The 14,849-nt window shown below is 40.7% G+C and carries 10 protein-coding genes; 5 read left to right on the top strand and 5 right to left on the bottom strand.

All coding sequences use genetic code 11. The annotated features are described in order from the left end of the window. Nucleotides 1-33: 33 nt before the first annotated feature. From AACU95_RS02660 to serS, 4 genes are all read left to right on the top strand, one after another. Entirely contained in the window at nt 34-3,858 is a 3,825-nt protein-coding gene (locus AACU95_RS02660; RefSeq protein WP_421958383.1) for a DNA translocase FtsK 4TM domain-containing protein, read from the top strand. Nucleotides 3,859-3,970: 112 nt separating this feature from the next. Next, nucleotides 3,971-4,576 (top strand): outer membrane lipoprotein chaperone LolA, encoded by a 606-nt coding sequence (gene lolA, locus AACU95_RS02665; protein ID WP_004244569.1) that lies wholly within the window; start codon nt 3,971-3,973, stop codon nt 4,574-4,576. 10 nt (nt 4,577-4,586) lie between these two features. Beyond that, complete coding sequence (locus AACU95_RS02670; RefSeq protein ID WP_012367706.1) at nt 4,587-5,936, top strand: replication-associated recombination protein A; 1,350 nt, start codon at nt 4,587-4,589, stop codon at nt 5,934-5,936. A gap of 133 nt (nt 5,937-6,069) precedes the next feature. Further along, nucleotides 6,070-7,359, top strand: a complete 1,290-nt coding sequence (serS, locus tag AACU95_RS02675; RefSeq protein WP_004244571.1) for a serine--tRNA ligase — start codon at nt 6,070-6,072, stop codon at nt 7,357-7,359. A 179-nt stretch (nt 7,360-7,538) separates the two neighbouring features. Here serS and AACU95_RS02680 read toward each other — a convergent pair whose 3' ends face one another. After that, entirely contained in the window at nt 7,539-7,871 is a 333-nt protein-coding gene (locus AACU95_RS02680) for a hypothetical protein (RefSeq protein ID WP_004244572.1), read from the bottom strand. Between the two features lie 400 nt (nt 7,872-8,271). On the opposite strand from AACU95_RS02680, the gene allD reads away from it, so the two are divergent. Next, the gene (allD, locus tag AACU95_RS02685) at nt 8,272-9,321 is read left to right on the top strand and encodes an ureidoglycolate dehydrogenase (protein ID WP_161737166.1); all 1,050 of its coding nucleotides are present in this window, start codon (nt 8,272-8,274) and stop codon (nt 9,319-9,321) included. Nucleotides 9,322-9,393: 72 nt separating this feature from the next. Here allD and AACU95_RS02690 read toward each other — a convergent pair whose 3' ends face one another. From AACU95_RS02690 to focA, 4 genes are all read right to left on the bottom strand, one after another. Beyond that, on the bottom strand, nt 9,394-10,299 hold the full coding sequence (locus AACU95_RS02690; protein ID WP_004244574.1) for a BPSS1780 family membrane protein: 906 nt from the start codon (nt 10,297-10,299) through the stop codon (nt 9,394-9,396). Between the two features lie 357 nt (nt 10,300-10,656). Next, entirely contained in the window at nt 10,657-11,397 is a 741-nt protein-coding gene (pflA, locus tag AACU95_RS02695) for a pyruvate formate lyase 1-activating protein (protein WP_004244575.1), read from the bottom strand. Between the two features lie 107 nt (nt 11,398-11,504). Next, on the bottom strand, nt 11,505-13,787 hold the full coding sequence (gene pflB, locus AACU95_RS02700) for a formate C-acetyltransferase (RefSeq protein WP_004244576.1): 2,283 nt from the start codon (nt 13,785-13,787) through the stop codon (nt 11,505-11,507). A 54-nt stretch (nt 13,788-13,841) separates the two neighbouring features. Then, on the bottom strand, nt 13,842-14,696 hold the full coding sequence (gene focA / locus AACU95_RS02705) for a formate transporter FocA (protein WP_004244577.1): 855 nt from the start codon (nt 14,694-14,696) through the stop codon (nt 13,842-13,844). Between the last annotated feature and the right edge of the window lie 153 nt (nt 14,697-14,849).

The following is a 14,849-nucleotide window of genomic DNA, read 5'->3' on the forward strand; positions in this document are numbered from 1 at the left end:
GGTTATCTCAGCGTTGTTCCGTTTAAACCTTAAGTGAAACCTGGAGAGCCCTCTTTGAGCCAGGAATATACAGAAGATAAAAATATTCGTTTTACTAAGATAAGTAACCGCCGTCGTATTTGGGAAGCCCTTCTTATTTTGATAGGCATTGGTGCTATCTTTTTAATGATTTCTTTACTGAGCTTCCATCCAGCCGATCCGAGTTGGTCACAAACCACGTGGAATGAACCTATTCAAAACTTAGGTGGCAATATTGGTGCATGGCTTGCTGATATCCTTTTTTCAGCATTTGGCTTGCTCGCTTATGCAATCCCTATTGTGGTGGTATTTGGTTGCTGGAATGCATTACGTCATCAAAAAAATCGTGAATACACAGATTTTTTCTCCCTTGCATTACGTACAATTGGTGCCTTGGCTCTGGTTCTTACATCTTGTGCGTTAGCTGATCTTAATTTTGATGATATCTACAATTTTAGCTCTGGTGGGGTGATTGGTAGCTTATTTAGCAAGGCATTGCTACCTTGGTTTAATATGCTAGGTGCAACACTGGCGCTACTATCAGTATGGGCGATAGGCTTTACGCTATTTACTGGCTGGTCATGGCTGACGATTACCGAAAAGATTGGTGCGGTTATCTTAGGTGCGGTTGCTTTTATTACTAATCGTGGTCAAAAAGATATTGACTATGATGATTATGAAGAACCCGCCGATCCTATTCAGGCAGATCCCGAGGTGCTGGTGGATAACAACACCCAGCCAGAACATCAACTTTCTGCGCAAATAGAACCAGATAGTGATGATATTCTCTTTTCTGCACCTTCCGCCCTTGAGTTAGCGCGTCAGCAAGAAATGGCGATCACGCCACAACATGATGATATAACTGAAACTTCAGAAGTTGCTAGCGGATCTGCAACCCCAACGATTTCAGCCACAGAGACAGTTATCGCTGAGGCGCACGAGAGCAAAGAGCGGGCAGAGCATATTGTTGATAATCAACAACCGACGCATGCCACAACCCATGATGCAGAAGTAACACCGCCATCCATTATGGCTACTCATGACGCTAGCCCAGTCACTGAGCCTGAACCTGAACACTATCGCTTTGAAATACCATCGGCATTTCTTAAGCAACAAGCGCATTCCTCTGATTCTATGGCAGACAATAGTGTCGTGACAGAAGAAGTACCGACAACCATGCCACTGACGGAAAACAAACCTATTGAGACAAACGAAGCGTCAATTGTCTCGCAAAAAACAGCGGCGGATAATAGCGACCATAGTGCATCATTATTTACGCCATCTGCTACATCAACAGATAGCAATTCAGCTTCATTAACTCAAACAGCCGCCGGTGTTGCCAGTGTGGCAACAGCAGCAATAGTCAGTCACGGTGCACAAGTTAAACAAGGATTAGGGCCTGAATTACCTCGACCAAATCCGGTACGATTACCAACGCGTCGAGAGCTTTATGGTATTCGTATCCCATCACAACGTGAGGCGGAATTACGCCGCCGTGAAGAAGCGCTTCAACAAGATCATGAAGACGATTTAGCGGATATACAAGAGCAGGCTAATTTCGAACAATCGTTACGTCAGCAATTTCTTGAGCAACAACGTGAGCGCTATGGTGAGGATACATCAGCAACACAAAATGTTGAGCCAACCATCACGATGTCATCAGCGACATCTAGCTCGCAGTCAACCTATGACGAGTATGACGAGTCTGATAATCAACCTTTCATTGATACCCATACCTTTTCTGCGCAAGAAACAGAAGAGGAGAGTGATGAGTATGAACAACACCTCGCTGAGCAGTTTAAGCAACAACTGCAAGAACGCTACGGTGAGGATGTTTTACAGGATGAAGATGACGAGGTATTGCCATCAGTCACGACTGGAGCATCCGAGACGTCAGCCTCGGCACAAGGGTATCATCCCCATATTCAGCACTCTTTTGCGTCTCAATCTACCCCTGTTACTCAACAGACTGATAACAGCACTCTTTATCCTAACAGTGATGCATTCTTACAAGTATCACCTCGTGATGATGAAGAAGAGGAATACACACCGACTATCGAGTTACAAGAAAATCTTGATGCATTAGGCTCGTTATCACCGGTGGATGATTTGTTAGATGAAGAGCCTGCAGAGCCTGTTTTTACGCCGATGGTAACCCCTGCAGAGCCAGTATCTTCTGTATCTTCTGTAGGGCAAACACCTATTGAGCCTCAAGCACAGATGGCTCAACATTTTGCACAGCAACAGCAACAGCAACAGCAACAGCAACAGCAACAGCAACAGCAACAGCAACAGCAACAGTCATTAATTCATCCGTTATTAATGCGCAATGATAGGCCGTTACAAAAACCGACAACACCAATGCCATCACTTGACTTATTAACCTCTCCTCCTATGGATGATGAACCTGTTGATATGTTTGAGCTTGAGCGTATTGGTAAGTTAATTGAAGCGCGTTTAAATGACTACCGTGTTAAAGCAAAAGTGGTTGGTATTTCACCGGGCCCGGTGATCACCCGTTTTGAGCTAGAGCTAGCGCCTGGTGTAAAAGCTGCACGTATTTCAAATCTATCCCGCGACTTAGCACGTTCACTTTCCACGACGGCAGTGCGTATTGTTGAAGTTATACCGGGCAAACCTTATGTTGGGCTTGAGTTACCAAACAAAAAACGCCAAACCGTCTATATGCGTGAACTATTAGATAGTGATGCATTCCGTGACAGTCGTTCACCATTAACTGTGGTATTAGGGAAAGATATCGGTGGGCAACCTGTGGTTGCTAACTTGGCTAAAATGCCTCACTTACTGGTTGCTGGTACTACAGGTTCGGGTAAATCTGTTGGGGTGAATGCGATGATCATCAGCATTCTCTATAAAGCGAAGCCAGAAGATGTACGCTTTATTATGATTGACCCGAAAATGTTGGAATTATCGGTTTATGAAGGTATTCCGCATCTGTTAACCGAAGTGGTCACAGATATGAAAGATGCTGCGAGTGCTTTGCGCTGGAGTGTCGCAGAAATGGAACGCCGTTATAAATTAATGTCCGCATTAGGGGTACGTAACCTTGCGGGCTATAACGAAAAAATTAAAGAAGCGGAAGCCATGGGGCGTCCAATTCCAGATCCACTATGGAAACCTTCTGACAGCATGGCACCTGAGTTGCCTATGTTAGAAAAAGAGCCTTATATTGTGGTCATCGTCGATGAGTTTGCTGATCTAATGATGACCGCGGGTAAAAAAGTGGAAGAATTAATTGCTCGCTTAGCACAGAAAGCACGTGCGGCGGGAATTCACTTAGTATTAGCCACTCAGCGCCCTTCAGTGGATATTATTACTGGTTTAATTAAAGCGAATATTCCAAGTCGCATCGCATTTACCGTATCGAGTAAAATCGACTCGCGCACTATTTTAGACCAAGGTGGTGCCGAATCCTTGTTAGGTATGGGTGATATGCTTTATGCCCCTAATGGCTATATGCCAGAGCGTGTACATGGTGCATTTGTCAGCGATGATGAAGTACATGCGGTTGCAACAGACTGGAAAGCACGTGGCCGACCTCAATATATTGAAGCCATTACCAAATGTGGTGAAGAAGGCGAAGGTGGCAATGGTGGTGGTTATGATGATGGTGAAGAGCTTGATCCGCTATTTGATCAGGCCGTAGAATTTGTGGTTGAAAAACAGCGAGTCTCCATTTCCGGTGTACAGCGTCAATTTAGAATAGGCTATAACCGTGCAGCTAGAATTGTTGAGCAGATGGAGATGCAGGGTATTGTCAGTGCACCTAATCACAATAATACGCGTGATGTATTATCACCACCGCCAGCAGAAATGTAATATCTTGAAAACAGAGTTATCAGCGCTTAAATCAGCATGATAATCTAATAAATATCACTATAACTTATACGCCGACATGATGTCGGCGTAATCTCAGTCAGAGGCGTGTTGAATGAAAAAAGTATTACTCACAGTCTGTGCTATCGCGTTGTTTGGTAGCCAAGCCGCTTGGGCGGATGCTCGTCAAGACTTACAACAACGTCTTAATAAAGTGAATAGCTTTCAGGCTAACTTTAGTCAAACGGTGACCAGTAACGAAGGTGCGTTAATTCAAAAAGGGGAAGGACATTTAAAAGTACAGCGTCCTGATCTGTTTAATTGGCAAATGACGGCACCGGATGAGAGCACACTAATTTCTGATGGTAAAACATTGTGGTTTTATAACCCATTTGTCGAACAAGTGACGGCAACTTGGTTAGAGAGTGCCACAACGAATACCCCTTTTATGTTGATTGCGCGTAATGATAGTAAAGAATGGCAAAATTACGATGTTAAGCAAAATGGTGATCGCTTTGAATTAACCCCTAAAACAGAGAACAATTTAAAGCACTTTTCTATTACCGTTTCACCTAATGGTCAAATCCAACAATTTGCGGCTACAGAGCAAGATGGGCAAGTCAGCCAATACCAATTAACGGCACAAAAGGTCGCCCCCATTGATGCATCAGCGTTCCGCTTTACACCACCCGCGGGTGTGACGGTGGATGACCAACGCTAGTGAGGCTATTTTGAGTAATTTATCACTCGACTTTTCACAAAATGAATTTCAACCTCTGGCCGCGAGAATGCGGCCTGAAACATTAGAACAGTATATTGGGCAGAAGCATCTACTCGCTGAAGGTAAACCGCTACCACGGGCGATAAAAGCAGGCCAATTGCATTCAATGATCTTATGGGGACCTCCGGGTACAGGAAAAACCACATTAGCTGAAATTATCGGGCGCTATGCCCAAGCGGATATAGAAAGACTTTCTGCGGTGACGTCAGGGATCAAAGAGATCAGGGCCGCCATTGACATAGCGCACCAAAATAGAAATGCGGGGCGTAGAACCATCCTATTTGTTGATGAAGTTCATCGTTTTAATAAAAGCCAACAAGACGCTTTTTTGCCACATATTGAAGATGGCACTATCACTTTTATTGGTGCAACAACGGAAAACCCTTCTTTTGAATTAAATTCGGCACTGCTATCACGTGCACGAGTTTACCTGCTACGCTCATTGACAGAAACAGACATTGAACAGGTATTACAGCAAGCATTAGATGATACTGAACGTGGATTAGGTGGGCGTAATATTATTTTACCTGATAATACACGCAAAATGATTGCTGAATTAGTCAATGGCGATGCGCGCCGTTCACTCAACCTGCTTGAAATGATGGCTGATATGGCAGAAGTCGATAGCCAAGGCAAACGAACACTAACAGCGGAATTACTAAAAGAAATTAGTGGTGAACGTAGCGCCCGTTTTGATAATAAAGGTGATCGATTTTACGATCTTATCTCTGCTTTGCATAAATCAGTACGTGGCTCGGCACCTGATGCAGCACTTTATTGGTATGCTCGTATCATCACTGCGGGGGGAGATCCACTGTATGTTGCTCGTCGCTTACTGGCTATTGCTTCAGAAGATGTCGGTAATGCAGATCCGCGTGCTATGCAAGTTGCCATCGCTGCATGGGATTGCTTTACGCGGGTAGGCCCTGCAGAAGGTGAACGTGCGATAGCACAAGCGATTGTTTATCTTGCTTGTGCGCCGAAAAGTAATGCCGTGTATACCGCTTATAAAGCCGCACTGGCAGATGCGAAAAGTAAACCTGATTATGATGTACCTGCACATTTACGTAACGCGCCAACGCAATTAATGAAAGAGATGGGCTTAGGTGCAGAGTATCGCTATGCTCATGATGAACCTAATGCTTATGCGGCAGGAGAGGTCTATTTTCCGGCTGAAATGGCACAAACGCGTTATTATCACCCTGTTAATCGAGGGTTAGAGATCAAGCTTGCTGAGAAATTAGACTGGCTTTCTCAGCAAGATCAAAATAGTGTGACAAAACGCTATCGCAAATTGTAAAGATGCGGTAAGGTTATTCAATCATTAGTAATTTTTTTAACTACCCCTTATCTCAGGTATCTTCGCGATAGGTAAACAAGAGAATGATAGGAGATAAGGTTTTTATTAATCTATCAATAAGCACAGGATAAGCATGCTCGATCCAAATCTACTGCGTAATGAGCTAGACGCGGTCGCCGAAAAACTGGCTCGCAGGGGGTTTACCCTCGATGTGGAAAAAATTCGTCAACAAGAAGAACGCCGTAAGGTGTTACAGGTTGAAACAGAATCCCTGCAAGCAGAACGTAATTCCCGATCGAAGTCTATTGGTGCTGCTAAAGCGCGTGGTGAAGATATTGAGCCACTTCGTCAGGAAGTTAACCAATTAGGTGAAAAACTTGAAGCGGCAAAAGCGGAATTAGATAAACTGCAAGCCGACATTCGTGACTATGCGTTAACTTTACCGAATCTGCCTCATGACTCTGTGCCTAATGGTAAAGATGACAGCGAGAACGTTGAAGTATTTCGTTGGGGTGAACCAAAGACTTATGACTTTGAATTAAAAGATCACGTTACTCTAGGTGAACTTACAGATGGTTTAGATTTCCCATCTGCCGTGAAAATCACCGGTTCACGTTTTGTTGTGATGAAAGGTCAAATTGCACGTTTACATCGCGCGATCGCCCAGTTCATGCTGAACTTGCATACAGAACAACATGGCTATCAAGAAATGTATGTGCCTTATTTAGTTAACCATGCCACTTTATATGGCACAGGACAGTTACCTAAATTCAGTGGTGATTTATTCCATACCAAACCACTTGAAGAAGAGTCTGAAAGCCAATATGCGCTGATCCCAACAGCAGAAGTACCTGTTACCAATATGGTTAGAGACGTTATTCTCGAAGAAGACGAACTACCATTGCGAATGACTGCACATACGCCATGTTTCCGCTCAGAAGCGGGCTCTTATGGCCGTGATACACGTGGTCTGATCCGTATGCACCAATTTGATAAAGTAGAGTTAGTACAAATTGTACATCCTGAAAAATCAATGGATGCATTAGAAGAGCTAACTGGCCATGCAGAGAAAGTGTTGCAATTGCTCAATCTGCCTTACCGTAAAGTGGTACTTTGTACAGGTGATATGGGCTTTGGTGCACGTAAAACCTATGACTTAGAAGTGTGGGTACCGGCACAAAATACCTACCGTGAAATTTCTTCATGCTCTAACTGCTGGGATTTCCAAGCACGCCGTATGCAAGCACGTTTCCGTGCTAAAGGTGACAAGAAAACTCAACTTGTGCACACTTTAAATGGTTCAGGTTTAGCTGTAGGGCGTACTTTAGTCGCCATTATGGAAAACTATCAAACCGCTGATGGTCGTATTGAAATTCCAGAAGTTTTACGTCCTTATATGAATGGCCTTGAGTATATTGGTTAATAAAAACCTAATTACTCAGTGGTTATAATATTAAAACCCCCTATTAAACAGGGGGTTTTTTAATGGTATAAAGAGCATCAAAAGACTAGTGGTGGTAATTTCTATTAACCTTTTAACCTGAGTATAATTTTATTAATGTTTTATATTCTGGCTATATACTAGCTTCAGTATCTAATACTTCAATGAGGTTGAGATAAGTAAGGCAACAAAGAGAAGAATACTTCTATTTTTCTTTCATTTGTCATATCAACAAAATCGTCCATTGCAATTTCTATAAAATCAATGGTGTTATTATCAATAGTGAATTTATACATTAAATGGCCACTCCAACTGCGATGAACATAGACACAGTTTTCTATACTATATGAAAGCCATTTATCTTCCATACATGCAGGTAACCAGCCGTTTAGTATATTTTTTTTAGCATCTTCAGTTAGGGAATAATTAATATGATGAATCAATGGTGTTTTTTCAAAATACTTTAGGTTCTTTAACATTTCTTTATTTATCATTCTTTATTCCACAAATAATAATTGTTATTACAGACTACCTAAATGGACTTAAATGATCAAAAGAAACATATCATTTTTTCTCTTTAATACAGATGAAGGGTGACATTATTAATAAATAATAGCAGGTAGTTTTTTACTGATGATTTTTTTAATAAAAGAGCGTTTTATTGCTCTTAATATTATTTAATAACAGTTATCAGGTGCAGAAAAAACAGATGATTATTAAAAAATTCTTACTAAAATAAGTGAGATTAAATAAAAATATAATGCAATTCGCTATTGGTTAAACTGATCACAGCAGATCATCTCTATACTGCTACATTAAAATTATCGCTCAAGTTAATTTCAATTATCTTATGACGTTTCTATTTATTTAGAACCCTACTAAAGAGCCTATTGTATGATAATTTCTAAACAGCAGTTACACCAATTAATCAAAAATAAGTTACATAATGCAGGACTGAATGAAAACCATGCAGACATTGTTGCCGATGTATTAGTTCATGCTGATGTGAAAGGAATTCATTCCCATGGTGCTGTACGTGTGGAATATTATGCTGAGCGCATTAGTAAGGGAGGAACAAATACGCATCCTAAGTTTACTTATCAAGAGACAGGACCTTGTAGTGCGATTTTTGATGGTGATAATGGTGCTGGACATGTTGCTGCTAAGCAGGCCATGGAGCACGCGATTAATATGGCACAAGAGAAAGGCATTGCTGTTGTTGGGGTTAGACGTATTGGTCATAGTGGGGCGTTATCCTACTTTGTAGAACAAGCCTCTGCATCTGGAATGATTGGTATTTCACTTTGCCAATCGGATCCTATGGTAGTGCCATTTGGTGGATCTGAAGTTTATTATGGCACTAATCCTATCGCTTTTTCAGCCCCGAGTGCAGATGATAAACCTATTACCTTTGATATGGCGACGACGGTGCAGGCATGGGGTAAAATTCTCGATGCGCGGGCTAAACATAGTGACATTCCTGACACATGGGCGGTAGATGAAGCGGGCAAACCAACCTGTGATCCCTTTGCAGTAAAAGGTTTATTACCTATTGCGGGGCCAAAAGGCTATGGCTTGATGATGATGGTCGATGTATTGTCCGGTATTTTATTAGGATTACCCTTTGGTAAACATGTTAGCTCTATGTATCATGATTTGACACAAGGTCGTGAATTAGGCCAGCTCCACATTGTGATTAATCCTGCTTTCTTCACTGATGCTGATTTATTTAAAAAACACATTTCTCAAGTAATGGCTGAGCTACATAGTATTAAGCCTGCAGTAGGTTTTGAACGGGTATTATATCCTGGGGAAAATAGTCAGCTTGCAGCGCAGCGAAGCGAAAAAGAGGGGATAGAAATAGTTGACGAAATTTATCATTACTTAAATTCTGATGTATTATTTAATCAATCTTATGATAATAAAAGCCCATTTGCCAGCTAAGTTATATTAATAAAAAAACAGCCATCCATTAAATAGGTGGCTGTTTTTGGGTTATCCAAAATTATAAAATATTTAACTGACTAATTTACCGATATTCGATTCTGCGGTTTTATTTAAAGAAACTTTATTCCCACCATCACCATTATTGTCATTGTTATCAGTATGGTTATTAGTCATATTACCCATATTTTTCTGATAGAAAATATGGCGATATGATCCATACATTGCAGTAAAAGAGAGTGGAATAGTGATAAATAAGCCTAATCCAAATGGGATAATACTCAAGCCAATAATGATGCTTAACAGCACAAAGAATAGAAAGCCACCAAATAAGTTGTTTTTAACCGCCATAAAACTGGCTTTAACGGCAGGGATAGCTTTATAGTCATTTACTAAAATTAAGGCAGGGGCAAACCAATAAGAGGCAGTACTGATTAAGCTAAAAATGATAATAATGATAGAAGAAAACGTAATTGGTGTCAGGTTATCAGCCAATAAGCCTTGAATATAGTAGGTTGGTGCATCATTAAGAGCGGCTTGAGCAACTTCCATCAATAATGAACCACTGATTAATAGTGCTAAAATAAAGCCTGCTAAGATAATAAGCACACTAATACCATAAGCACCCATGATGCTAAGGTAGCGTTTGTTCTGGAAACCAGAAAATAAATTATCCAGATTTAGCTGACCAGTCTCATATTGCTGATGGGCTATCATCATAAGCCCGGCAACTAATACTGCTGAAATAAACGGGGAGATAATCGGCCCAATAAGTGGGATAAATCCAAGGATAGATGAGATAATTAAGTTAACAAGAAAGTAAATAATTACAGCGCCTACCCACATAAAAAAGCGCTCTTTAACTAAATCCCAGCCAATACCTAACCACTCGGTTGCCCCTGAAGCACCTCTTTGTAGAGGAACTGGCGTAAACACCTCTTCTGGCTCCGTAAGCGATGAACTATTATCTTGTTCCATTTTTTTCTCTGCCTTAAAAATAATTAATTGTTTATAAATATAACTTTTTATAATTCATATCATATCTTTTTATTTTGTAATTAATCAATACTATTAAACTAAAGAATGCTTAAGGATAATCTTAGAAACTTCTAAATGACCATTAGAATGAGTAACAATTTTATATTGTCATAATTAACTGCAATGGTCGTTATTAAAAATATCTTTATTTGAGGTATGGAAAACAATATTTTTTAATTTAGTGGCTGGCGCTTTCTCAAAAGAACATGCCGCAGGGAGGGGAAAACTTGATGGCAGTTTTACATAAAAAAAGCAGTACATTGTGCACTGCTTTTTAAAATGGGGGTGTATAAAAGCTTAATACATCACTTTATGACCATAAGATGCAATAATTGCTTTAACATTTTCCATCGTCTCTTTTGACGGTGGATGAATACCATCGAGTTTATACTCTTCTCCTAAAGCAACCCATTTATGTTTACCTAATTCGTGGTAAGGGAGAAGCTCGACTTTTTCGATATTTTTCATATCTTTTATAAATTCGCCTAAACGATGAGCAGAATCATCATCATCAGACCAACCGGGCACAACTACGTAACGTATCCAGGTTTTTTGGCCTCGTTTAGCTAAATAGCGGGCGAATTCCAGTGTACGTTGGTTAGAAACACCAACCAGTTTTTGGTGAATGTCATCATTCACTTGTTTTAAATCCAGCATGACTAAATCAGTCACGTCCATTAATTCATCGATGACAGGATCATAACGGCGTACAAAACCGTTAGTATCTAAGCAGGTATGGATATTTTCTTTTTTACAAGCACGGAACCAATCACGTACAAATTCTGCTTGTAAGATAGCTTCACCACCAGAAGCTGTAACGCCACCACCAGAGGCATTCATAAAGTGACGATAAGTCACTGCCTCTTTCATTAATTCATCAACTGTGACGATTTGCCCACCATGAGTATCCCATGTGTCACGGTTGTGACAATAGAGGCATCTCATTAGGCATCCTTGGAAGAAAACAATAAAGCGTATTCCGGGACCGTCAACAGTACCGCAGGATTCAAATGAGTGGATACGACCAAGTACGGACATAACAGGGTTACTCCAAAACTGTCTAGATAAAAAGGCCCCAAAGTAGGGGCCTTTATTCTAAGCGATTTTATCTACTTTCTCAGTAAATAAATGCATGAGTTATCAAATTACATTGTTTGAGTGAATGTACGAGTGATAACGTCTTGTTGCTGCTCTTTAGTTAATGAGTTGAAACGGACTGCATAACCAGAAACACGGATAGTTAATTGAGGATATTTCTCAGGATCTTCCATTGCTTCTAACAGCATTTCACGATTCATTACGTTAACATTCAGATGTTGGCCACCTTCGATATCCGCTTCATGATGGAAGTAACCATCCATCAGACCTGCAAGGTTTGCTTTACGAACATCATCATCTTTACCTAACGCGTTAGGTACGATAGAGAAGGTATAAGAAATACCATCTTTCGCGTAAGCAAATGGCAGTTTAGCAACTGAAGTTAATGAAGCAACTGCACCTTTTTGGTCACGGCCATGCATTGGGTTAGCACCTGGTCCGAATGGTGCGCCAGCACGACGACCGTCTGGAGTGTTACCTGTTTTCTTACCATACACAACGTTTGAAGTGATGGTCAGAATTGACTGAGTTGGCACTGCGTTACGGTAAGTGTGCAGTTTCTGAATTTTCTTCATGAAACGTTCAACTAAGTCACAAGCGATATCATCAACACGAGAGTCGTTGTTACCAAATTGTGGGTATTCACCTTCAATGTTGAAGTCTACGGCTAAACCGTTTTCATCACGGATTGGTGATACTTTTGCATATTTGATAGCAGACAGTGAGTCAGCCGCAACAGATAGACCTGCGATACCACAAGCCATAGTACGGTATACATCACGGTCATGAAGTGCCATCAGTGCAGCTTCATAGCTGTATTTATCGTGCATGTAGTGGATAACATTCAGTGCAGTAACATACTGAGTTGCTAACCAATCCATAAATTGATCCATACGGTTCATCACAGTATCAAAGTCTAACACTTCGTCCATGATAGGTGCGTGTTTTGGACCTACTTGGATTTTCAGTTTCTCATCCACACCACCATTGATGGTATACAGTAAGGTTTTAGCTAAGTTTGCACGAGCACCGAAGAACTGCATTTGTTTACCCACAACCATTGGGCTAACACAACATGCAATTGCATAGTCATCACTGTTGAAGTCAGGACGCATTAAGTCATCATTTTCGTACTGGATTGAAGAAGTATCGATTGAGACTTTAGCTGCATATTTTTTGAAATTAATAGGCAGTTGTTCTGACCATAGGATAGTCATGTTTGGTTCTGGTGAAGGACCCATGGTGTACAGGGTATTTAAGAAACGGAAAGTATTCTTAGTTACCAAAGTACGACCATCTAAACCCATACCACCTAATGATTCTGTTGCCCAGATTGGGTCACCAGAGAATAATTCATCATACTCAGGAGTACGTAAGAAACGAACCATACGTAATTTCATGACTAAGTGGTCAATTAATTCCTGAGCTTGTTCTTCAGTCAACAGACCTGCATCGAGATCACGTTGGATATAGATATCTAAGAAAGTAGATACACGACCGAAGGACATTGCTGCGCCGTTTTGAGATTTAACAGCGGCTAAGTAACCGAAGTAAGTCCATTGTACTGCTTCTTTCGCATTTTGAGCTGGGCGAGAAATATCACAACCATATTTCGCAGCCATTTCTTGGATTTGACCTAATGCAGCGTGCTGCTCTGCGATTTCTTCACGCAGTTGGATAGTCATTTCCAGATCTTCACCTTTTTCCAGTTTTTCTTGTAAAGAGGTGAATTGAGCGAATTTGTCTTTACGTAGGAACTCGATACCGTACAGTGCAACACGACGGTAGTCACCGATGATACGGCCACGACCATAAGCATCTGGCAGACCAGTTAAGATACCTGATTTACGGCATTTTAAGATGTCTGGAGTATAAACATCGAATACACCTTGGTTGTGTGTTTTACGATATTCAGTAAAGATTTTTTTCAGCTCTGGATCTAGCTCACGGTTATAAGCGTGGCAAGAACTTTCAACCATACGGATCCCACCGAATGGGATGATTGCACGTTTTAGAGGTGCATCAGTCTGTAAACCGACGATTTGTTCTAAATCTTTTTCGATATAACCCGCATCGTGTGAAGTGATAGTTGAAGCAACAGAAGTATCAAAATCAACCGGCGCATGAGTGCGGTTTTCAATTTTGATGCCTTCCATAACTTGTTCCCAAAGTGTATCAGTTGCTTTAGTGGAACCTGCTAGGAAAGATTCGTCGCCTTCATATGGAGTATAGTTTTTTTGAATAAAGTCACGAACATTAACATTGTTCTGCCATTCACCTTCAGAAAAACCTTTCCATGCTTCAGCAAATTTTTCATTTAAATCAGACATGATACTTCTACCTTTTTACAATGGAACTTAAGAAATCAGTCATAACTGCACGGATTAATGTTTATCGCCGCGCAGATGCATTAACCAGTATACCAGACCGACTAGGACTGCTCCGCCGATAATATTACCGATAGTGACTGGCAATAAATTATCAACGAGGAAATTTGATACTGTTAGATTTGAAAATTGTTCTGGTGATGCACCTACTGTAGTCCAGAATTCTGCCGGTGCAAAATTCTTAATTACAATACCTAAAGGAATAAGAAACATGTTAGCGATACTGTGCTCAAAGCCACTCGCCACAAACATACCGATAGGTAAAATAAGTGCAAAGAGTTTATCAATTAAAGTTCGACCTGCATAACTCATCCAAACTGCAAGACAAACCATTAAATTAGCTAAAATACCTAAACAAACTGCTTCAATAAAGGTGTGCTCAACTTTATGCTGTGCAGTTTGTAATACATTCAGACCCCATAACCCATTAGCTGCTGCATATTGACCTGCAAACCACATTAAGGCAACAAAGAACAGGGCGCCAATAAAGTTACCAATATAGACATTTATCCAATTAGCGAACATCTTAGCCCAAGAAATACGTCCTGTCGCTTTAGGAATAATGGTGAGTACAGTTGAAGTGAATAAGTCTGCACCACAAACAACCACGAGCATTAAGCCTAAAGAGAAACAAATTCCTCCAACGAGTTTAGCGAGACCAAATGGAACAGATGCGGTGCCTGTAGTCGCTGTAATATAAAAAACAAACGCAATTGAAATAAACATTCCCGCAGTAAAAGCAGATAAGTAAGTTGTTGGGATATGTTTGTTTGCTTTATAACAACATGCATCATCGGCAACTTTTGCCATATCAGCAGGTGATAATAAATTAAAAGGGCTGTCAGCTTTCATACTAACACTCTCTTATATGTTGGAATAATTATAGCACGCAATAATAGTAGCAAAGGGTCTTACTCCTAAAGTTGATATGGATCATAGTCGCTTATGAGAGACGCAATTTTAGTACGTAAAAACCGGCTAAATTAGCTATAATTATTTGATTAA

It is taken from the genome of Proteus sp. G4415, assembly GCF_963896075.1.
Lineage (GTDB): Bacteria > Pseudomonadota > Gammaproteobacteria > Enterobacterales > Enterobacteriaceae > Proteus > Proteus mirabilis.

Bases quoted from the DNA above. Each gene is read 5' to 3' on its own strand.
- lolA (WP_004244569.1), top strand. From the start codon at position 3,971: ATGAAAAAAGTATTACTCACAGTCTGTGCTATCGCGTTGTTTGGTAGC.
- serS (WP_004244571.1), top strand. From the start codon at position 6,070: ATGCTCGATCCAAATCTACTGCGTAATGAGCTAGACGCGGTCGCCGAA.
- AACU95_RS02680 (WP_004244572.1), bottom strand. From the start codon at position 7,871: ATGATAAATAAAGAAATGTTAAAGAACCTAAAGTATTTTGAAAAAACA.
- allD (WP_161737166.1), top strand. From the start codon at position 8,272: ATGATAATTTCTAAACAGCAGTTACACCAATTAATCAAAAATAAGTTA.
- AACU95_RS02690 (WP_004244574.1), bottom strand. From the start codon at position 10,299: ATGGAACAAGATAATAGTTCATCGCTTACGGAGCCAGAAGAGGTGTTT.
- pflA (WP_004244575.1), bottom strand. From the start codon at position 11,397: ATGTCCGTACTTGGTCGTATCCACTCATTTGAATCCTGCGGTACTGTT.
- pflB (WP_004244576.1), bottom strand. From the start codon at position 13,787: ATGTCTGATTTAAATGAAAAATTTGCTGAAGCATGGAAAGGTTTTTCT.
- focA (WP_004244577.1), bottom strand. From the start codon at position 14,696: ATGAAAGCTGACAGCCCTTTTAATTTATTATCACCTGCTGATATGGCA.